The sequence below is a fragment of the Bacillus sp. UNC69MF genome, from assembly GCF_000746035.1.
Taxonomy (GTDB): domain Bacteria; phylum Bacillota; class Bacilli; order Bacillales; family Bacillaceae; genus Bacillus; species Bacillus velezensis.
Map to the genome: position 1 here is coordinate 46,591 of NZ_KN050798.1, position 20,144 is coordinate 66,734.

The following is a 20,144-nucleotide window of genomic DNA, read 5'->3' on the forward strand; positions in this document are numbered from 1 at the left end:
GGGAAATGAATGAAGAAAAAAAGGGGTATGCGTCTTACGTGCTGTTTGCTGACGGTTTGTTTTTTGATGTTCAGCGTGAAAGATGCGGAAGCAATCGGACAAGCAGGATCACTGAATGAAGCTGGAATGGATAAAGCGTATAAAGAACAGCAGACAGAAGACTCCGGCCGTGTCCCGCTCAGAATCATCAGTATGAATGATCTGCACGGAAAAATTGATCAGCAATATGAGCTTGACCTTAACGGAGACGGTAAACCGGATGGCACTTTCGGGCGGATGGACTACGCCGCAGCGTACATTAAAAAGGCGAAAGCCGAGAAAGAACACGCCTTTGTCGTGCATGTGGGCGATATGATCGGGGGCAGCTCTCCCGTGTCAGCCCTTTTTCAGGATGAACCGACAGTAGAATTGATGGAAGACATCGGTTTTGATGTCGGAACTGTCGGCAATCACGAATTCGATGAAGGAACGAATGAGCTTAAACGGATCATCAATGGAGGAGATCATCCGGACGGTAAGGGGACAAGCGGTTATGACGGCCAAAATTTCCCGCTCGTCTGCGCCAACTGTAAACTGAAGTCAGGGGAGTCCTTTCTGCCGCCGTATGAAATTAAATACGTTTCCGGAATTCCGGTCGCATTTATCGGGGTTGTAACCAGATCGGCGGCAGGCATGGTCATCCCGGACGGAATTAAAAATATTACGTTTACGGATGAGGTAAAGGCTGTCAATGACGCCGCCGCTGACCTGAAGAAAAAAGGAATTAAAGCAATCGCCGTGCTCGCCCATATGTCTGCTGAACAAAATGGCTCAGCAATCACGGGAGAATCCGCAAAGCTTGCAAGCGGAACAGACTCAGAGATTGATGTGATTTTCGCCGCGCACAATCATAAAGTCGTAAACGGAGAAATCGACGGCAAGCTGATCGTGCAGGCATTTGAATACGGAAAAGCAATCGGAATCGCGGATCTTGAACTTGATAAAGAGTCGAAGGATATCGTGAAAAAATCAGCGGAAATCCAATATATCGATCAAAGCAAAATCAAGCCTGACCCGGCTGCGGCAGGCATATTAAGCAAATATGAAGAGAAAGTGAAACCGATTATCAGCGAAGCAGTCGGGGAAGCGGCCCATGATATAACGGGCGGGTATTCAAATGACGGCGACACGGCGCTCGGAAATCTGATTGCCGACGGTATGAAAGCGAAGATGAAATCCGATTTTGCGCTTATGAATGGAGGAGGCATCCGGGACGGCTTAAAAAAAGGGCCGATCACATGGGGAGACCTTTATAATGTACAGCCGTTCGGCAATGTGCTGACGAAGCTTGAAATCAAAGGAAAAGATTTGCGGGAGATCATTAACGCGCAAATTTCTCCGGTGTACGGACCGGATTACAGCATCAGCGGATTTTCCTATACATGGAACCCGGAAACCGGACAAGCGGTTGATATGAAGATGGCGGACGGGACAGACATACAGCCCGAAAAAGGATATACAGTAACAGTCAATCAATTTATGGCAACGGCAGCGGGGGCAAAATACGGTCCGATCGGGAAACTCGGCAAGAATCCGGTGACGGGGCCTGAGGATTTGGAAGCGACAGTAGACTATGTCAAAAGCTTTTCCGCGCCGATTTCTTATCAAACCGACGGCCGCATCCGCACGGCATCAGCCGCCGAAACACCTGATGACACCGGCAATCAGCCGGGAAGCGGGGAAACACCGGGCGGCACCAGGCCTGATAAAGGAGAAAAACCGCAAGCGGATAAACCCGCTAAAAAACCGGATGCAGCAGAACAGCCTGATCAAACCAAAAAACCTGAACGTCCTGTCGTAAAAGAAACAGCATCTGATACAGTGCAGTCAATTCCCGAATCCCGTCCGGCGTCTGCCGCAAATTCGGAACAAAGCACAAATCAGACTGAAAGCGGCACACAAAAAGGCCGCCCATTGCCTGATACTTCAGCGGGCAGCCATCAGACGGCATTGGCCGGCCTGGTGATCACGGGTGCCGGCGTATATTGGCTTTTCAGAAAGAAAAGGGGAACCCGCACACGATGAACAAACTGAAACATATTCCGCTTCTCGTCATCATCGCCGGTATCATCATCACATGTTACGGAAGCTGGAAGATCATTGATTCACATATGAAAACGAACCAATCGCTTGAAGAAGCAAAAAAAGCAACAGAACCTGTCTTGGAAAAGAACGAAACAAAAAGCGCCGTGCTGGCACAGCGCAAAAAAGAATTTCACCCCGAAACGGGGGAGGCAAGCGGCATTTTAGAAATCCCTGAAATCGACGCTGAGCTCCCGATCGTGGAAGGGACTGACGCAGATGATTTAGCAAAAGGCGTCGGACATTATAAGGACAGCTATTATCCGGGCGATCACGGCCAAATTGTGTTATCCGGCCACAGGGACACGGTGTTCCGCCGGACCGGCGAACTGAAAAAAGGAGACAGACTGAACGTGATTTTGTCTTACGGCACGTTTTCTTATAAAATCAGCCGTACAAAAATCGTCAGCCGGGATGATACATCTGTCATCACCCTTCAGCACAAGCGGGAGGAACTGATCCTGACCACTTGCTACCCGTTTTCTTACATTGGAAATGCGCCGAAACGATATATTATATATGCCGACCCTGTTTAAGAAAAATACGTTTCGGTAAAATGAGCCAGATCAGCCGGCATCGGCGCCTCGGCAACGATTTCTTCTCCTGAGATCGGATGGACGACACTGACTTTTTTTGCGTGAAGCGCCTGCCTGTGAAACAGCGTCCTGCTTCCGCCGTACAGGTCATCGCCCGCCAACGGATGGCCGATGCTTGCCATATGCACCCTGATTTGATGTGTTCTCCCGGTTTCCAGTTCAAGCTCTGCCAATGTAAGCTGCGCACCGGGATGATAGCCTTTCACTTTGTAATGGGTGACGGCGGCTTGTCCGCCGGGTGAGACGCGCCGTCTGACGGAATGTGACCTGTCGCGGCCGATCGGCGAGTCAACCGTGCCTTTTTTAGGCGTGACTTTTCCTTCCGCCGCGGCGATATAGGTGCGTTTTAATGTTTTGGTTTCGAGCTGACGGTCAAGGATTGCATGGGCCAGGCGGTGTTTCGCGAAAACGACCGCGCCTGACGTGTCACGGTCAAGACGGTGAACGTGGCGCACTTTCGCCTGCTCGCCGTTGATTTGAAAATGGTAAGCGATCAGGTTGCTGAGGGTGCCGGTCTGACCCTCTTCATTTGGATGAGTCGGCATTCCCGCCGGCTTATTTGCAATCAGCATATGATTGTCCTCAAATAAAATGTCCGGCTCTCCGTATTCCGGAGTCACCGAAGAACCCGTTTTTTCCTGAAGATCAATGAATAAGCGATCTCCGGTTTTCAGTATGATGTTGTTTTTCGGGGATGTTCGATTCACCTGAATGCTTTCTTGGTTCATCCATTCCGTAATTACGGGTTTTGACGCCTGGAATTCAGATTTCAGGACTGAAAACAGCCATTGTCCGGCGTGCTTTTCCGTAATCAGGAGTTCCAGACCGCGGTCATTTTGTTTCATATCATAAAGCTCCTTTTCAAGCGGAAAGCGGCTGTTTCAATAGGAAACACTTACCTTAGCTTTCGCGTTTTTTTCTATGCTATTCTTGATAAAGATTAAGGATATTCACATGGCAAGAAAGGTGATTGATGTGAGAATTGTGAACGCAGCGACTGACGGACAAGAAAGCGCGATACAAGAGCTTTCCTCTGAATTGTTTCAAAATGTCTTTCCTCTTTATTTCTCCGAACTGGAAATTCAGCGCTTTAAAAAAAGGGGCGTATTATCATTACAAAACCAACGTTACCAAGGAACTTTAAAAGAAGCGTTTCAAATTATGGCTTGTCTGCAAACGGTACATATCATGCTGTCAAAGCCGCACCCGGTATATGACGTCAAAGAGCGGGCGCTGTTTGATAAAAATTGCGCTTTGCTGAATGAATGCGGAATGAATTTTCCCTTTACCTATGATGCTTTCGAGACAGGGGCCGGATCAGAAGCCTGCGGTACAGAAGGCTGATCTGACGGGTATAAAGAGCCTTTTGACAGGCTCTTTTTTGCTTCCTTGACATGATACCACAATTTCTTTCCTCTAACTCCCTTTATAATGAGACAAATCCCCGAGCATAATAAATGTCGAAAGGGGTGCTTTACAATGAGTTCAATCAAACAATCAATGACTACCCACGTGGCTACCGTTTCTCCCAATCAAACGATTCAGGAAGCGGCTGCGCTGATGCACCAGCATAATGTCGGAGCAATTCCCGTCGTTGACGGAGGGGAATTAAAAGGAATGCTGACAGACCGTGATATCGCATTGAGAACAACGGCTCAAGGCCGCGACGGCCAAACACCTGTTTCACACGTGATGTCTTCTACAGTTGTATCCGGAAACCCGGAAATGAGTCTTGAAGAGGCGTCACATCTGATGGCCCAACACCAAATCCGCCGCCTTCCCATTGTCGATCAAAATCATCTGGTCGGGATCGTTGCGCTTGGAGACTTAGCGGTCGATCAGCGTTCAAATGAGTCTGCGGGAGCAGCTCTTTCCAATATTTCCAGTCAAAACACACAGTAACGGATGAAGAGAGCTTGCACTCATGCAGGCTCTTCTTTCCGTGAGAATGTTACATTTTGAACGCGAAAGAAATTCACGGTATAGTGTATACATAGGTCAGTACGTTTAGCTAAAGGAGCTGTAACCATTGATAAAAGCATTAATCTTTGATTTTGACGGGTTAATTTTAGATACAGAAACCCATGAATATGAAGTGCTGCAGGAAATGTTTGAAGAACACGGTTCAACATTGCCTTTATCCGTCTGGGGAAAGGTGATCGGAACGGCCGCGGGGTTTAAGCCGTTCGCATATTTAGAGGAGCAGCTGGGAAGAAAGCTCGATCATGATGAACTGACGGCGATCAGGCGCGGGCGCTTCGAACAGCGGATGAAGACGGAAACGGCGCGTCCCGGGGTGGAGGCTTATTTAGCCGCGGCAAAAGAATTAGGATTGAAAGTGGGGCTCGCGTCCAGCTCAGATTTTAAATGGGTATCGGGCCATCTGAAGGAATTAGGCCTGTTTGATGAATTTGAAGTGATTCAGACGGCTGACGACGTAGAAGAAGTGAAGCCGAATCCGGAACTATATCTGAAAGCTGCGGAACATTTAGGCGTTGAACCATCTGAATGTCTGGCCTTTGAGGATTCGGTCAACGGCTCAATCGCAGCCAAACGGGCCGGCATGAAATGTGTCATCGTCCCGAATAAGGTAACAAGCGCCCTGTTATTTGAAGAATACGATCACAGACTGGAATCGATGGCGGAAATGGAACTTGAATTACTCTTACAGCGATTGAACGATCAAAACGAACCGGCAGGGGGAAGCAGCATTGTCTGAGAAACTTGATCTGACCCGTTTTGAAAAGAAAATGGTCATACGGAATATGGAAGAGAAAGATATCAACAAAATTATTGAGCTGCAAAAGGATTGTTTTCCGGGGATGGAGCCGTGGGAGCCTGAGCATTTAATCAGCCATCTCGCGCACTTTCCGGAAGGTCAGTTTTGCGCCGAGTATGAAGGGGAGATTATCGGTTCATGCTCAAGCCTGATCATCAATTTCGATGAATATGATGACCGCCACACGTGGCAGGACATTACAGACGACGGTTATATCACGAACCACAACCCGGACGGATTGAATCTGTACGGGATTGAGGTAATGGTTCACCCGGAATACAGACGGATGAAAATCGGACACCGGCTGTATGAGGCGAGAAAAGACTTGGCGAGACGATTGAATCTGAAAAGCATCATTATCGGCGGGCGGATTCCGAATTATCATAAGTATGCGGAAGAAATGACGGCGAGAGCTTATGTCGAACAGGTGACGCGCCATCAGATTTATGATCCGGTGCTTTCTTTCCAGCTGATGAACGGATTTACGCTCATGCGGATCAATCCGAATTATCTCCCGGATGACACCGCGTCCATTAAATATGCGACATTAATGCAATGGAACAATGTCGATTACCTGCCGCAATCGAAGCGCTATTACAAATCGGCATTTCCGGTGCGCATCTGCGTCATTCAATATGAAATGAAAAAGATTTACTCCTTCGAGGAATTTGCCAATCAGGTTGAATATTATGTCGATGTGGCTTCCGATGCGAGATCTGATTTCGCAGTGTTCCCGGAGATTTTCACGACGCAGCTCATGTCTTTCCTCGAGGAGCGTTCTCCGAGTCTGGCCATTCAGAGGATTACCGAATATACCGAGGACTATATCAGCCTCTTTACAGATCTCGCGGTGAAATATAACGTCAACATCATCGGCGGCTCCCACTTCGTTGAAGAAGAGGGGAAAATTTATAACATCGCGTACTTATTCAGACGTGACGGCACGATTGAAAAACAATATAAGCTTCACATTACGCCGAATGAGCGGAAATGGTGGGGCATCAGCGCCGGAGACAGGGTGCGCGTATTTGATACGGACTGCGGAAAGATCGCCATTCAGATCTGTTACGATATCGAATTTCCGGAGCTTGCGAGAATTGCCGCGGATCAAGGGGCGAAAATTATCTTTACGCCGTTCTGCACTGAAGACCGCCAAGGCTACTTGCGCGTAAGGTACTGCTCTCAGGCGCGAGCGATTGAAAACCAAATTTACACCGTCATCTCAGGTACGGTCGGAAACCTGCCGCAAACAGAAAATATGGATATTCAATACGCGCAGTCAGCCATTTTTGCTCCGTCTGATTTTGAATTTGCCAGAGACGGAATCGTCGGTGAAACGAATCCGAATATCGAAATGGTCGTGATCGGGGACGTGGACCTTGAAATCTTAAGAAGGCAGCGTGAAAACGGAACCGTGCGCCAGCTGAAAGACCGGCGCAAAGATATTTACCGGATTACGCATCTGAAATAAAAAAAACGCCCGCTCCGCTTAAGGGGCGGGTTTTTTTATAAAAACACTTGCACCGGCCCCGGTTTCGGGATATGCTCTTGTAGCCCTTTCGCTTTCTGGGAGAAAGCGTTTTTTTAATTGCCGCCGCTTTATTGACTCGCCCATGCCGCGCCTTTATATTCTTATTAAGAGGAAAACTTCACCAAGAGAATCGGCGTCAGAAGCCGGGCAGCTTTCGATACAGTGCAATGATATTGAAAGGGAGATGAGCGGTGTGGAACATGTACAAAAAAATCAGTCACTCAAACAAAAGGATAAAGAGCTGATTTGGCACGCGATGAAAGGGGCGGAGCCGGATGACAGCATAATCGTCCAAAAAGGGGAAGGCGCCTGGGTTACGGACATTGACGGCAGACGGTATTTGGACGGCATGTCAGGCCTGTGGTGCGTCAATATCGGATACGGCAGAAAGGAACTTGCCGATGCGGCTTACAGCCAATTGAAGGAGCTTCCTTATTATCCGCTGACCCAAAGCCATCAACCCGCGATTGAGCTTGCGGAAAAATTGAATGAATGGCTCGGCGGCGATTATGTAATCTTCTTTTCCAACAGCGGATCGGAAGCAAATGAAACCGCGTTCAAAATTGCCCGCCAATACCACATTGAAAACGGCGATCACAGCCGCTTCAAATTCATCTCCCGGTACAGAGGCTATCACGGCAATACGATGGGGGCGCTCGCCGCTACCGGCCAGGCGCAGAGAAAGTATAAATATGAGCCGCTCTCACAAGGTTTTTTGCACGCGGCGCCGCCTGATCTCTATCGGAATCCCGGCGATGCCGTCACATTGGAAAGCGCGCATGAAATCGACCGGATCATGACGTGGGAGTTAAGCGAAACGATTGCCGGCGTTATTATGGAACCGATTATTACAGGCGGAGGGATACTGATGCCCCCGGACGGGTATATGGCAAAGGTAGAGGACATTTGCCGCTGCCACGGCGCGCTTCTGATCAGTGATGAAGTTATTTGCGGTTTCGGCCGCACGGGAGAGCCGTTCGGATTTCAGCATTACGGCGTTTCACCGGACATCGTCACAATGGCAAAAGGCATTACGAGCGCTTATCTGCCGCTGTCGGCAACGGCAGTAAAACGGGAGATTTTTGAGGCGTATTCGGGCGGTGAGCCGTACGGCCGCTTCCGGCACGTGAATACATTCGGAGGCAATCCGGCAGCCTGCGCTCTGGCCTTGAAAAACCTGCAATTGATGGAGGACGAAAATCTGATCGCCCGCTCCCGGGAGCTTGGAGAAAGGCTGCTCCGTGAGCTTGAGCCGCTCAAAGAACATCCGGCGGTCGGAGATGTACGGGGCAAGGGCCTTCTTGCCGGCATTGAGCTCGTCAAGGACAAAATCACGAAGGAACCCGCTGATGCCGCCCTTGTGCAGCACGTCATCACCGCGTGCAGAGAAAAAGGCCTGCTTGTCGGGAAAAATGGCGATACTGTAGCGGGATATAATAATGTCATTCAGCTGTCTCCGCCTTTTTGCCTGTCGGACGAGGAGCTCTCTTTCATCATTTCGACCGTCAAGGAAAGCGTGCTGAGCATTGATTTTTAATGTAAAGGAGTAAAACATGAGTTTTCACAACCAGCAGATTCTACCGGCAATCCGGAACATGAAGCAATTCGATGCATTTTTAGAAAGTCCGTTCTTATACGGCGTCATTTTAGATATCCACCTCGGTCAATTAAAAGGTGTCGTGAATGAAGCGAAAAAACACGGAAAACTTCTGATGGTTCACGTCGATTTAATCCACGGCATTAAGCATGATGAATACGGTGCGGAGTTCATTTGCCAGGATATCCGGCCCGCGGGCATCATTTCGACGAGATCATCAGTCATCGTCAAAGCGAAACAAAAGAAAATATACGCGATCCAGCGTCTGTTTCTCTTAGATACGAGCGCCATGGAGAAAAGCATGGAATTCGTCGGAAAGCATAAGCCTGACTTTATCGAGGTTCTCCCGGGCATCGTTCCGACTTTAATCAGAGAAATTAAAGAAATGACGGGGATTCCGATTTTTGCCGGCGGCTTCATCCGCACGGAGCAGGACGTTGAAAACGCCTTGCAGGCAGGAGCCACGGCCGTGACGACTTCAGACACCGACCTATGGGCTAAATATGAACATTCTATGACAAAAAAAGATTGACACCGCTTACACCCATTGTTACAATAGACCTAGGTTAATACTATGTGATGGAGACCCGGAGACCCACAACAGCTCTTTACGGAAGCAATAAAGCGTAAAGCGGTTTGTTGTGGGTTTTTTATTCTCTATAACTCTGTCAAACCTGCTATTATGTCATTTAGGAGGAATGATGATGACAGCATTTTGGGGAGAAGTAATCGGTACAATGCTGCTTGTTATTTTCGGCGGCGGCGTTTGTGCGGGAGTCAATTTAAAGAAATCGCTTTCATACCAATCCGGATGGATTGTTATTGTATTCGGCTGGGGATTGGGAGTAGCCATGGCGGCATATGCCGTCGGCAGCATCAGCGGCGCCCACTTGAATCCGGCTTTAACGATAGGCCTTGCGCTTGAAGGCAGCTTTCCTTGGAAAGAGGTACCTGTTTATATTGCGGGACAGATGATCGGAGCAATGATCGGTGCGGTTGTTGTGTACCTTCATTATCTGCCGCATTGGAAGGCGACGGATGATCCGGCCGCTAAACTGGGCGTTTTCTCGACCGGCCCGAGTATTCCTCATACATTTGGGAATATGATAAGTGAAGTCATTGGTACGTTTGTGCTTGTGCTCGGCATTTTGGCAATCGGAGCGAATGAATTTACAAAAGGGCTGAACCCGCTGATTGTCGGATTCCTCATCGTTGCCATCGGGATTTCTCTTGGAGGGACGACCGGATATGCGATCAACCCTGCGCGGGATTTGGGGCCGAGAATCGCTCACGCCTTTTTGCCGATTCCGAAAAAAGGGCCGTCAAATTGGAAATATGCCTGGATTCCCGTAATCGGTCCGATCATGGGCGGTGCGTTCGGCGGCGTATTTTACAATGCCGCGTTTAAAGGAAATGTGACACCTAGCTTTTGGTTTGTAAGCGTTATAATGGTTGTAGTGCTTTTCATACTTTATCTTTATACCAAGAAATCTCAATCACAGAAAACATTATCAAATTCTGAATATATTTAAAAAGGAGAGCGGCATCATGGAGACCTATATTTTATCAATTGACCAAGGCACAACAAGTTCAAGAGCGATTCTTTTTAATAAAGAAGGAAAAATCGTGCATTCCGCTCAAAAGGAATTCACACAGCATTTCCCTCAGCCGGGCTGGGTGGAGCACAATGCGAACGAAATCTGGGGATCGGTGCTCGCCGTTATCGCGACTGTGATCTCCGAGTCCGGAATCAGCGCTGATCAAATTGCCGGTATCGGCATCACGAACCAAAGGGAAACGACGGTCGTATGGGATAAAGATACCGGAAAGCCGGTATACAATGCGATTGTCTGGCAATCGAGACAAACATCCGGCATTTGCGAAGAGCTTCGTGAAAAAGGATATAATGATACATTCAGAGAAAAAACGGGACTTTTGATCGACCCTTATTTCTCAGGAACGAAAGTCAAATGGATTCTTGACAATGTAGAAGGCGCGCGGGAAAAAGCGGAAAACGGAAGTCTTCTGTTCGGAACGATTGATTCATGGCTCATCTGGAAAATGTCCGGAGGGGCGGCGCACGTAACGGATTATTCCAACGCTTCAAGAACGCTGATGTTTAATATACATGAATTAAAATGGGATGACGAGCTGCTTGATATTTTAGGCGTGCCGAAATCAATGCTGCCGGAAGTGAAACCGTCTTCTCATGTGTACGCGAAAACGGTTGATTATCATTTCTTCGGTAAAAACATTCCGATTGCGGGAGCGGCCGGAGACCAGCAGTCTGCGCTGTTCGGTCAGGCGTGCTTTGAAGAAGGCATGGGGAAAAACACATACGGCACAGGCTGCTTTATGCTGATGAATACCGGAGAAAAAGCCATCACTTCTGATCACGGCCTTCTGACGACAATCGCCTGGGGATTAGACGGAAAAGTCGAGTATGCACTGGAAGGAAGCATCTTTGTCGCAGGTTCTGCCATCCAATGGCTGAGAGACGGCATGCGGATGTTCCAAGATTCAAAAGAAAGCGAGACATACGCAGAGCGTGTGGATTCCGCTGACGGTGTTTATGTCGTGCCCGCTTTCGTCGGATTAGGCACACCGTACTGGGACAGTGACGTGCGCGGCTCAGTTTTCGGCCTGACACGCGGAACGACGAAGGAGCATTTTATCCGGGCTACGCTTGAATCTCTCGCTTATCAGGCGAAAGATGTGCTTGATGCCATGGAGGCTGATTCAGGCATCTCTTTAAAAACATTGCGTGTAGACGGCGGAGCGGTAAAAAATAACTTCCTCATGCAGTTCCAAAGCGACTTGCTTGATGTGCCGGTCGAACGTCCGGAAATTAATGAAACGACGGCGCTCGGTGCTGCGTATTTGGCCGGAATCGCTGTCGGCTACTGGAAGGACAGCACTGAAATCGCTGATCAATGGAACCTTGATAAGCAATTCAAACCGGAAATGGAAGATGAAAAACGCGATGAATTGTACGGCGGATGGAAAAAAGCAGTAAATGCAGCTATGGCTTTTAAATAAGATAAAAATGTGGTATACTGAAAACAAGTTAATAGGAACGGTCCTGAGATGAGGAGAGACCACAGCACCAAAGTGATGACATGCGCTTTGGCTGTTGTGGTCTCTTTTTCTATACCGTGACAACAAGGAGGAAACGTAATGATGAATCACCAATTTTCAAGTTTGGAACGGGATCATATGCTGGAAGACATGACTAAAAAAACATACGATCTGTTTATTATAGGGGGAGGTATTACGGGTGCCGGTACGGCGCTTGACGCTGCTTCAAGGGGAATGAAAGTCGCTTTGAGCGAAATGCAGGATTTCGCGGCCGGCACATCAAGCCGATCCACAAAGCTTGTCCACGGCGGTTTGCGTTATCTGAAGCAATTTGAAGTCAAAATGGTTGCAGAAGTCGGTAAGGAACGTGCCATCGTGTACGAAAACGGCCCGCACGTCACGACGCCGGAATGGATGCTGCTGCCGTTTCATAAAGGCGGCACGTTCGGTTCATTCTCTACTTCCATCGGCCTGCGTGTGTATGACTATTTAGCGGGAGTAAAAAAATCAGAGCGCAGAAGCATGCTGTCTGCTAAAGAAACGCTGCAAAAAGAGCCGCTCGTCAAAAAAGACGGCTTAAAAGGCGGAGGCTATTATGTAGAATACCGGACGGACGATGCGAGACTGACGATTGAAGTCATGAAAGAAGCCGTTAAATTCGGTGCGGAGCCTGTCAACTATTCTAAAGTGAAAGAACTGCTTTATGAAAAAGGAAAAGTTGTCGGCGTTTTAATTGAAGATCTGCTGTCAGGCAAGGAATACAAAGTTTACGCCAAAAAAATCGTCAATGCGACAGGTCCGTGGGTCGACGAGCTGAGAGAAAAAGACCACAGCAAAAGCGGAAAACATCTTCAGCACACAAAAGGGGTCCATCTCGTATTCGACCAATCCGTATTCCCGCTTAAACAGGCGGTGTACTTTGATACGCCGGACGGCCGGATGGTGTTCGCCATTCCGCGTGAAGGAAAAACATACGTGGGTACGACCGATACGGTTTACAAACAAAAACTTGAGCACCCGCGCATGACGGTGCAGGATCGCGATTATGTCGTCAGCTCCATCAATTATATGTTCCCGGAACTGAACATTACGGCGGACGATATTGAATCAAGCTGGGCCGGCCTCAGACCGCTTATTCACGAAGAAGGGAAAGACCCGTCTGAGATCTCCCGTAAAGATGAAATCTGGACATCTCAATCAGGCCTGATTACGATCGCCGGAGGAAAACTGACGGGCTACCGTAAAATGGCTGAGCACATTGTCGATCTTGTCCGCGACCGCTTGAAAGAAGAGGGCGGCCAGGACTTCGGCGGCTGCAAGACGAAGACGATGCCGATTTCCGGCGGACATGTCGGCGGCTCTAAAAACTTCGAGTCATTTGTGGAAGCAAAGACAAAAGACGGCTTGAAAATCGGTTTATCACAGGAAACCGCTAAGCAGTTAGCCATCAGATACGGCTCTAACGTTGAAAATGTATTCAGCCGGATTGAAGGTCTGAAAGACGAAGCGGAAAAACGCCAGATTCCGGTTCACATTTTGGCTGAAGCGGCTTACAGCATCGAAGAAGAAATGGCTGCGACACCTGCCGATTTCTTCGTCCGCAGAACGGGAAGACTGTTCTTCGACATCAAATGGGTGCAAACGTATAAAACGGCCGTGATTGATTACATGAGCGACCGATTCCAATGGAATGACGAAACGAAAGAAAAACACACTGAGTGGTTAAATACGCTGCTGCACGACGCGGTTGTTCCGCTCGAACAATAATAACCGGAGGGCTGTGCCGAAAAGGCATGAGCCCTTCTTTTATCTTTTTACATAAAGCATTTGGTTAAGTTATCAAGTGACACGGGCAGCCGCTTCATATTAAAATATGGTCATAAGCTGAAATTATAGGAGGACGAACATGAGTTGGAGTAAGAGTTACGAACGCTGGAATCAGGCCGAACAATTAGATTCAGAATTGAAAAAATTATTGGCGGACGCAGAAGGAAACGAGCAGCTGCTGGAAGATTTTTTCTACAAAAATCTTGAGTTCGGAACAGGAGGCATGAGAGGAGAAATCGGGCCGGGTACGAACAGGATGAATATTTACACGGTCCGCAAAGCATCCGCCGGACTTGCAGCGTATATCGCAAAACAGGGGGAAGACGCGAAAAAAAGAGGGGTTGCGATCGCATACGACTCCCGTCATAAATCTCCTGAGTTTGCGATGGAAGCTGCAAAAACCCTTGCTTCCCAAGGCATTCAAACATACGTATTTGATGAGCTCCGCCCGACGCCTGAGCTGTCTTTTGCGGTGAGAAAGCTGAACGCTTATGCCGGTATCGTCGTGACGGCCAGCCATAACCCGCCTGAATATAACGGATATAAAGTGTATGGCGATGACGGCGCACAGCTGCCGCCGAAAGAAGCGGACATCGTCATTGCGGAAGTGAATGCCATAGAAAATGAATTAACGATTCAAGTTGAAGATGAACAGTCGCTGAAAGAAAAAGGTTTGATTAAAATAATCGGTGAAGAAATTGATAAACCGTATACTGAAGAACTGACTTCCATCTCCGTACATCCCGAGCTTTCGGATGAAGTGGATGTCAGCGTCGTGTTCACTCCGCTGCACGGCACGGCAAATAAACCGGTGCGCCGCGGTCTTGAAGCACTCGGTTACAAAAACGTCACCGTCGTGAAGGAGCAAGAGCTGCCGGACCCGGATTTTTCAACCGTCAAATCGCCGAATCCGGAAGAGCACGCGGCTTTCGAATATGCCATTAAACTCGGAGAAGAACAAAACGCTGATATTCTCGTCGCTACGGACCCGGATGCCGACCGTCTCGGCATTGCCGTAAAAAACAGCGAAGGCAAGTACACAGTGCTGACGGGAAACCAGACAGGCGCGCTTTTATTGCATTACCTGCTTTCCGAGAAGAAAAAACAGGGCGCCCTTCCTGAAAACGGTGTCGTCATGAAAACGATTGTCACGAGCGAATTGGGCCGCGTCGTCGCTTCATCGTTCGGATTAGATACGGTTGACACACTGACAGGCTTCAAATTTATCGGTGAAAAGATCAAAGAATATGAAAAATCAGGCCAATACACGTTCCAGTTCGGGTATGAAGAAAGCTACGGCTACTTAATCGGCGATTTCGCGCGTGACAAAGACGCGATCCAGGCTGCGCTGTTAGCCGTCGAGGTATGCGCCTTCTATAAAAAGCAGGGCATGTCGCTTTATGACGCGCTGCTGTCCATTTTTAAAGAATACGGTTATTACCGTGAAGGCTTGAAGTCATTGACATTAAAAGGAAAACAGGGAGCAGAGCAGATTTCCGCTATCCTGACTTCCTTCCGAAACGATCCGCCGAAGCAGATGGCCGGAAAACAAATCACGCAGGCTGAAGACTATTCAACGGGAAAACGGACTGTATTTGCCGATCATCATGAAGAAGATATTGATCTGCCGAAGTCAAATGTCCTGAAATATTTCCTTGAAGACGGCTCTTGGTTCTGCCTTCGTCCATCGGGAACGGAGCCGAAAGTGAAGTTCTATTTCGCCGTGAAGGGAACTTCTTTACAAGACAGCGAACAGCGTCTTGCCGCATTATCTGAAGCCGTCATGAAAACGGTAGATGGCATAGTGGAAAAAACGAAATAAACAACAAACCGCCGGAAGCGACATCCGGCGGTTTTTTTATACGCCTCATCCGAAAGTATGAGGAAAATTCATGCTGAAAACAAAGGAATATACAGAAAAGAATTGATATAATATGGATAATTCTGATTGGCCGGAGTGAGGGAAATTGACGAAAACGACGGTAGAAACGTTAAAAGCGATTGCGGAAACCTTAAACCAAAGCCACGATCTAAAGGAAGCGCTTGATAAAGTGCTTCGCGAACTGCTCAGCCTGACCGGGCTGCAGACAGGGTGGATTTTTCTGATTGAGCCGGACGGATCTTATACGCTCGCCGCATCCGCTTATTTACCGCCGGCTCTCGGTCAGCGGGAAAATGCACTCATGTGCAGCGGGGAATGCTATTGTCTGACCAAATTCAGCAATGGCGGATTGACAAAGGCCGTAAACATAATGAATTGTAAACGGATTGAATTCGCGGAACAGACGACGAACTGCCGCGATACAGAGGGCATTACCCATCATGCGACCGTACCGCTTGAGGACGGCGGCCGGAAGTTCGGTTTATTAAACGTCGCCGCAAGCGAAAAGACATTTTTCAACGAAGAAGAACTGCATCTTCTTGAAGCGGTTGCATTTCAAATCGGAACGGCGATTCAGCGGATGAAATTGGCCGAATTTGAGCAGCAGAACGCCCTGTTGATGGAACGAAGCAGACTTGCGCAAGAGCTGCATGATTCCGTCAATCAAATGCTGTTTTCTGTCAGCTTAACGGCAAAAGCCGCAAAGAGCTTTACAGATGATGATCGGCTCCGGCAGATGATTACGTTTATTCAAGAGCTGTCTCATGATGCGCTAACAGAAATGAGGGCGCTTATTTGGCAGCTGAAGCCGGAAAGTTTGACGAAAGGGCTGTATGCGTCGATCAAAAGCTATGCCGCTCTTATCGGCCTGGAAGCCGTTTGTGAAATGGAGGATGAGCTGGAGCTTACAGATGAACAGGAACACGCGCTTTGGCGGATCGCCCAGGAAGCCTTGAATAACTGTAAAAAGCATGCGGGAACGGACCGGGTTATCATTTCCGCCGTTAAAAAGCCGGATTGCGCTGAGCTTCATATTAGCGACCGTGGAGCGGGCTTCAGCGCTGATGCGCATGCTGTGCTCCCATCGCTCGGCGTGGCCGGCATGAAAGCGCGGGCTGAAGCAATCGGCGGCCGCTTTACACTGCAATCCGAGCTTGGCGCCGGAACGATTGTCTCCGTTCGGCTTCCGTTTCGGGACAGGAGGTCTGATTGATGAAAATTGTGATTGCTGATGATCATCACGTTGTCCGCAAAGGACTGCGCTATTTCTTCGCCACTCAGGAAGACATTGAAGTTGTCGGTGAGGCGTCCACCGGTGCTGAAGCGCTTCAGCAAGCTGAAAAGACGGAGCCGGACATCATTCTGATGGATTTATCAATGCCTGATATGGACGGCATAGAAGCGGCAAAAATTGCGGCGGAACGATTTCCGGACATCAGTATCGTCGTTTTGACGAGCTATTCTGATCAGGAGCATGTCATTCCCGCCCTTAAAGCCGGCGCAAAAGCGTATCAGCTGAAAGACGCCCAGCCCGATGATTTAGTAAAAACGCTTCGGGAAGTGTATTCCGGACGTTACCGGCTGTCGGCGGATATTGTGCCTCACGTGCTGACCCATATGGTTCAGGATGATCAGGATAAGGAAAAATATGATCAGCTGACCCCCCGTGAAAAAGATGTTCTTCAAGAAATAGCCAAAGGGAAAAGCAATAAGGAAATTGCGGCGGCACTGTTTATTTCAGAAAAAACAGTGAAGACCCACGTGTCCAACCTGCTGTCAAAGCTGAATCTTTCCGATCGGACGCAGGCGGCATTGTATGCGGTAAAATATAATGTTTTTGGAAAGGCGGTAAAATGATGAGCATATTAGTGATCAGCGGAACACCGAGAAAAAACGGGCGGACTAGAATTGCCGCTTCTTATATAAGTGATCGGTTTCATACCGATTTTATTGATTTGAGCGAAAGTGAACTGCCGCTTTATAACGGTGAAGAAGAACAGAACGAGCTGCCTGCAGTGGAAGAGTTAAGGCGGCAGGTGAAAAAGTCGGCGGCCGTCGTCTTATTATCTCCCGAGTATCACAGCGGCATGAGCGGCGCTTTAAAAAACGCCATCGATTTTTTAAGCAGCGATCACTGGGCATACAAACCGGTGGCAATCATTGCTGCGGCGGGCGGAGGAAAAGGAGGCATGAACGCGCTGGCGAATATGCGGACGGTCATGCGGGGCGTCTATGCAAATGTCATCCCGAAACAGCTGGTCTTAGACCCGATTCACATCGACATGGAGCGCCGGACCGTATCTGAGGATATGGCTGTCAGCCTAAAAGAGATGATCGAAGAGCTGAATATGTTCACAAACATAAGAAATCCCGGCGTCTGACGCCGGGATTGTTTTATGTCAGCATGGCTAATTGATCTTCATAAGCGAGCTCTGTCGCATGATCAATATACCCGAGAAGGGAATACAGCTCTTTTTCAAGCACCGCATGATCATATTCGAAATGATACGCGTGCAGAAAGTGCTCAATACGCTTTGATAATAAATCATCTTTTGTACGAACCATCAATATTAACAAATTGTCCCATTGAGACCGGTGTGTGTAATACAAGGCTTTGTCATAATCGGCATGATCCATCTAACGCTTCTCCTTTCAATGAGAAGTTCTCCGTTAGTTTATGCCGCCGAAGACCGATGCAACGGGGGAAAAGTTGGTGTCCTTATCACAGCGGCATAGCAATATGAGGGAGACATAAAATAAAACCGCATATCCGTCTCTTCTTTGGACACGCTAAGATTGACAAAAAACGACTCAGGAGAACATAAAGATGAAATCCCTTCCATTTGCGCTTGCCCTCTTGTTTTGCGGCATTCTCATTGCCTCGATCGCTGAAAAAGGGCATACAGAACACCTTGATCCATCAGTTGAAAAATGGGAGCAGCTCGCATGGAACCAGCTTGAACGTGAATACAAGGGGGCCGAGCTTACCGATTATTCGTACATGGGCCGTACAAAAGTGAACCGGGAACAGACGAAAGATGTGTTTCGCGTAACGGTGCAAACAACAAAAGAAACGTTTTCATCCCGTGCTGAAGTGTATTTCCATCCCGTGACAAAACATGTGATCAGCATTAATATTTTCAGACTGTAAAAAAAGCTGCACAGCCTAATTGAGGCCGTACAGCTTGTCAGATATCAGAAGAAACGTTTTGCGCCGAGGTAGCGCTGTTTCCAATAGGAATTGTTCATGCTGGAAATAACGACACCCGAATCGTTGGCATTAATAAACTGGCCGTTCCCGAGATAAATACCGACGTGGGAAGGTCCGGCTTTATAAGTTGAGAAAAAGACAAAGTCACCGACAGCCGGCTGGCTGACTGATGTCATCGTATTCCAGTAGCCTGCGGCTGAAAGTCTGGATACAGAAGTGACCTTATTGAGAACGTAATAAATGAAACCGCTGCAGTCAAAGCCTCTCGGCGTCGTCCCGCCCCATACATACGGTACGCCCAGCTGAGCTTTTGCGGCATCGATCATTACATTAATCTTCGCGCTTGTTGAACCTGTGCCGCCTGTGTTGCCGGACTGATTCGGTGTTGTGTTTGTCTGCTGCCCGGTAATCGTCAGCTTTTGTCCGATTTGAAGAACATCTGTTTTCAGATTGTTTTTCTCGCGGATCTGCTGGGCGGTCACATTGAACTTTTGGGCAATCACCCATAAAGAATCCCCGCTTTTCACGGTATATGTAGTGGTTTTCCCTGTATCTCCGGACTGGTTCGGAGTTGACGGTGAAGACGAAGAGCCGGAAGATGACGTTTTGGTCAGCTTAAGCACTTGTCCGACCCGAAGCATGTCTGACGTCAGTTTGTTGATGCTTCTGATTTGCTGAACCGTCATGTTGTATGCGTTTGCGATTTTCCAGAGTGAGTCTCCGCTTTTTACTGTATAGGAGGACGTTTGCGTCTGGTTTTTATTTTGGTTTGAATTGTCTTTTGACGGCGTGTTTCCCGAAGAAGACGTTCCTTTTGTTTTCAGGACTTGGTTTACGTAGATCGTATCCGTTTTTAAGTTGTTTAATACTTTGAGTTCCGCAATGGTCATATTGACGCTGTTTGCGATCTTCCATAGTGAATCGCCGAGTTTGACTTTATACGTCCCGGAAGATGATGACTGCTTTTTGCTGCTGTTTGAGCTGCTGCCAGGAGCGGTTTTTTTCTGATCGGTGCTTGAGGAAACTTTCCCCGTCACTTGCAGCTTCTGTCCGGCGCGGATTAAGTCGCTTGTCAGACCGTTCAACTTTTTCAGTTCCTGTACGGACATTTTAAAATCAGATGCGATCAGCCACAGCGAGTCGCCGCTTTTCACTGTATAAACGCTTTTAGTCGTGCCGCTGTTCTTTGAAGATGGCTTTTTGCTGCCGGAATCTGATTTGCCGTTAGGAATGTTGAGTGTCTGCCCGATAGAAATAACGGTGGATTTTAGATGATTCGCTGATGTAATGGCATCCACGCTTGTATTGTAGTTTTGGGCAAGCTTCCATAATGAATCTCCGCTTTTAACCTTAATCGTTTGTGCTTCTGCCGGTGTTACAGCTAACGCAGACCCGACGATCGCAGATGCAGTCAAACCGACCGCTACCTTTTTTTTCATAATGAATCTCCCTTTTCCTGCGATGATTTTACTATCCCCATTCGTTGCAGCCGCAAGGTGAGGATATCAGTAATGATAATCTT

General features: G+C 48.2%; 19 protein-coding genes. 16 read left to right on the plus strand and 3 right to left on the minus strand.

Annotated elements, in window-relative coordinates:
• Positions 1-9: 9 nt before the first annotated feature.
• Positions 10-2,064, plus strand: coding sequence for a 5'-nucleotidase C-terminal domain-containing protein (locus BR62_RS0112440; RefSeq protein ID WP_032871061.1), 2,055 nt, complete (start codon positions 10-12; stop codon positions 2,062-2,064).
• Complete coding sequence (locus BR62_RS0112445; protein WP_032871062.1) at positions 2,061-2,657, plus strand: class D sortase; 597 nt, start codon at positions 2,061-2,063, stop codon at positions 2,655-2,657. The genes BR62_RS0112440 and BR62_RS0112445 overlap by 4 nt, the downstream gene beginning before the upstream one ends.
• Here the strand turns inward: BR62_RS0112445 and BR62_RS0112450 are convergent.
• Positions 2,654-3,562 carry an RluA family pseudouridine synthase gene (locus BR62_RS0112450; RefSeq protein ID WP_007408447.1) on the minus strand — a complete coding sequence of 303 codons (909 nt, stop codon included), beginning with the start codon at positions 3,560-3,562 and terminating at the stop codon, positions 2,654-2,656. The two genes, BR62_RS0112445 and BR62_RS0112450, sit on opposite strands and share 4 nt — an antisense overlap.
• A gap of 109 nt (positions 3,563-3,671) precedes the next feature.
• Here BR62_RS0112450 and BR62_RS0112455 point away from each other — a divergent pair, with 109 nt between their 5' ends.
• The 13 genes from BR62_RS0112455 to BR62_RS0112515 all read left to right on the plus strand — a co-directional run bounded on the left by BR62_RS0112455 (position 3,672) and on the right by BR62_RS0112515 (position 17,792).
• Positions 3,672-4,061, plus strand: a complete 390-nt coding sequence (locus tag BR62_RS0112455; RefSeq protein ID WP_032871063.1) for a DUF5365 family protein — start codon at positions 3,672-3,674, stop codon at positions 4,059-4,061.
• A 135-nt stretch (positions 4,062-4,196) separates the two neighbouring features.
• Positions 4,197-4,619: a CBS domain-containing protein gene (locus tag BR62_RS0112460; RefSeq protein ID WP_007610283.1), complete on the plus strand. Its 423-nt coding sequence runs from the start codon at positions 4,197-4,199 to the stop codon at positions 4,617-4,619.
• A gap of 127 nt (positions 4,620-4,746) precedes the next feature.
• Entirely contained in the window at positions 4,747-5,436 is a 690-nt protein-coding gene (locus tag BR62_RS0112465) for an HAD family hydrolase (protein WP_003155347.1), read from the plus strand.
• The gene (locus BR62_RS0112470; RefSeq protein WP_032871064.1) at positions 5,429-6,967 is read left to right on the plus strand and encodes a bifunctional GNAT family N-acetyltransferase/carbon-nitrogen hydrolase family protein; all 1,539 of its coding nucleotides are present in this window, start codon (positions 5,429-5,431) and stop codon (positions 6,965-6,967) included. The genes BR62_RS0112465 and BR62_RS0112470 overlap by 8 nt, the downstream gene beginning before the upstream one ends.
• A gap of 244 nt (positions 6,968-7,211) precedes the next feature.
• Positions 7,212-8,564 (plus strand): aspartate aminotransferase family protein, encoded by a 1,353-nt coding sequence (locus BR62_RS0112475; RefSeq protein WP_096335154.1) that lies wholly within the window; start codon positions 7,212-7,214, stop codon positions 8,562-8,564.
• A gap of 16 nt (positions 8,565-8,580) precedes the next feature.
• Positions 8,581-9,156 (plus strand): glycerol-3-phosphate responsive antiterminator, encoded by a 576-nt coding sequence (locus BR62_RS0112480; RefSeq protein ID WP_007409286.1) that lies wholly within the window; start codon positions 8,581-8,583, stop codon positions 9,154-9,156.
• A gap of 172 nt (positions 9,157-9,328) precedes the next feature.
• A complete protein-coding gene (locus BR62_RS0112485; RefSeq protein ID WP_007409285.1) occupies positions 9,329-10,156 on the plus strand; it encodes an MIP/aquaporin family protein in 828 nt (275 codons plus the stop codon).
• A gap of 16 nt (positions 10,157-10,172) precedes the next feature.
• Complete coding sequence (glpK, locus tag BR62_RS0112490) at positions 10,173-11,663, plus strand: glycerol kinase GlpK (protein WP_007409284.1); 1,491 nt, start codon at positions 10,173-10,175, stop codon at positions 11,661-11,663.
• Positions 11,664-11,801: 138 nt separating this feature from the next.
• A complete protein-coding gene (gene glpD, locus BR62_RS0112495) occupies positions 11,802-13,469 on the plus strand; it encodes a glycerol-3-phosphate dehydrogenase (RefSeq protein WP_003155341.1) in 1,668 nt (555 codons plus the stop codon).
• A gap of 139 nt (positions 13,470-13,608) precedes the next feature.
• Positions 13,609-15,351 carry a phospho-sugar mutase gene (locus tag BR62_RS0112500; RefSeq protein WP_032871067.1) on the plus strand — a complete coding sequence of 581 codons (1,743 nt, stop codon included), beginning with the start codon at positions 13,609-13,611 and terminating at the stop codon, positions 15,349-15,351.
• A 145-nt stretch (positions 15,352-15,496) separates the two neighbouring features.
• The gene (locus tag BR62_RS0112505) at positions 15,497-16,624 is read left to right on the plus strand and encodes a GAF domain-containing sensor histidine kinase (protein ID WP_032871069.1); all 1,128 of its coding nucleotides are present in this window, start codon (positions 15,497-15,499) and stop codon (positions 16,622-16,624) included.
• Positions 16,624-17,268 carry a response regulator gene (locus BR62_RS0112510; RefSeq protein WP_012117168.1) on the plus strand — a complete coding sequence of 215 codons (645 nt, stop codon included), beginning with the start codon at positions 16,624-16,626 and terminating at the stop codon, positions 17,266-17,268. The genes BR62_RS0112505 and BR62_RS0112510 overlap by 1 nt, the downstream gene beginning before the upstream one ends.
• The gene (locus BR62_RS0112515; protein WP_032871071.1) at positions 17,268-17,792 is read left to right on the plus strand and encodes an NADPH-dependent FMN reductase; all 525 of its coding nucleotides are present in this window, start codon (positions 17,268-17,270) and stop codon (positions 17,790-17,792) included. Before BR62_RS0112510 ends, BR62_RS0112515 begins: the two co-directional genes overlap by 1 nt.
• Positions 17,793-17,805: 13 nt before the next feature.
• Here the strand turns inward: BR62_RS0112515 and BR62_RS0112520 are convergent, their stop codons facing one another.
• Complete coding sequence (locus BR62_RS0112520; protein WP_003155335.1) at positions 17,806-18,048, minus strand: YhdB family protein; 243 nt, start codon at positions 18,046-18,048, stop codon at positions 17,806-17,808.
• Between the two features lie 190 nt (positions 18,049-18,238).
• Here BR62_RS0112520 and BR62_RS0112525 point away from each other — a divergent pair, with 190 nt between their 5' ends.
• A complete protein-coding gene (locus tag BR62_RS0112525; RefSeq protein ID WP_007610300.1) occupies positions 18,239-18,562 on the plus strand; it encodes a DUF3889 domain-containing protein in 324 nt (107 codons plus the stop codon).
• A 44-nt stretch (positions 18,563-18,606) separates the two neighbouring features.
• Here BR62_RS0112525 and BR62_RS0112530 read toward each other — a convergent pair whose 3' ends face one another.
• Entirely contained in the window at positions 18,607-20,061 is a 1,455-nt protein-coding gene (locus tag BR62_RS0112530) for a peptidoglycan endopeptidase LytF (protein ID WP_015239474.1), read from the minus strand.
• Positions 20,062-20,144 lie beyond the last annotated feature (83 nt).

Bases quoted from the DNA above. Each gene is read 5' to 3' on its own strand.
- BR62_RS0112455 (WP_032871063.1), top strand. From the start codon at position 3,672: ATGGCAAGAAAGGTGATTGATGTGAGAATTGTGAACGCAGCGACTGAC.
- BR62_RS0112485 (WP_007409285.1), top strand. From the start codon at position 9,329: ATGACAGCATTTTGGGGAGAAGTAATCGGTACAATGCTGCTTGTTATT.
- BR62_RS0112450 (WP_007408447.1), bottom strand. From the start codon at position 3,562: ATGAAACAAAATGACCGCGGTCTGGAACTCCTGATTACGGAAAAGCAC.
- BR62_RS0112480 (WP_007409286.1), top strand. From the start codon at position 8,581: ATGAGTTTTCACAACCAGCAGATTCTACCGGCAATCCGGAACATGAAG.
- BR62_RS0112530 (WP_015239474.1), bottom strand. From the start codon at position 20,061: ATGAAAAAAAAGGTAGCGGTCGGTTTGACTGCATCTGCGATCGTCGGG.
- BR62_RS0112510 (WP_012117168.1), top strand. From the start codon at position 16,624: ATGAAAATTGTGATTGCTGATGATCATCACGTTGTCCGCAAAGGACTG.
- BR62_RS0112445 (WP_032871062.1), top strand. From the start codon at position 2,061: ATGAACAAACTGAAACATATTCCGCTTCTCGTCATCATCGCCGGTATC.
- BR62_RS0112440 (WP_032871061.1), top strand. From the start codon at position 10: ATGAAGAAAAAAAGGGGTATGCGTCTTACGTGCTGTTTGCTGACGGTT.
- glpD (WP_003155341.1), top strand. From the start codon at position 11,802: ATGATGAATCACCAATTTTCAAGTTTGGAACGGGATCATATGCTGGAA.
- BR62_RS0112515 (WP_032871071.1), top strand. From the start codon at position 17,268: ATGAGCATATTAGTGATCAGCGGAACACCGAGAAAAAACGGGCGGACT.
- BR62_RS0112500 (WP_032871067.1), top strand. From the start codon at position 13,609: ATGAGTTGGAGTAAGAGTTACGAACGCTGGAATCAGGCCGAACAATTA.
- BR62_RS0112525 (WP_007610300.1), top strand. From the start codon at position 18,239: ATGAAATCCCTTCCATTTGCGCTTGCCCTCTTGTTTTGCGGCATTCTC.
- glpK (WP_007409284.1), top strand. From the start codon at position 10,173: ATGGAGACCTATATTTTATCAATTGACCAAGGCACAACAAGTTCAAGA.
- BR62_RS0112460 (WP_007610283.1), top strand. From the start codon at position 4,197: ATGAGTTCAATCAAACAATCAATGACTACCCACGTGGCTACCGTTTCT.
- BR62_RS0112520 (WP_003155335.1), bottom strand. From the start codon at position 18,048: ATGGATCATGCCGATTATGACAAAGCCTTGTATTACACACACCGGTCT.
- BR62_RS0112475 (WP_096335154.1), top strand. From the start codon at position 7,212: ATGAGCGGTGTGGAACATGTACAAAAAAATCAGTCACTCAAACAAAAG.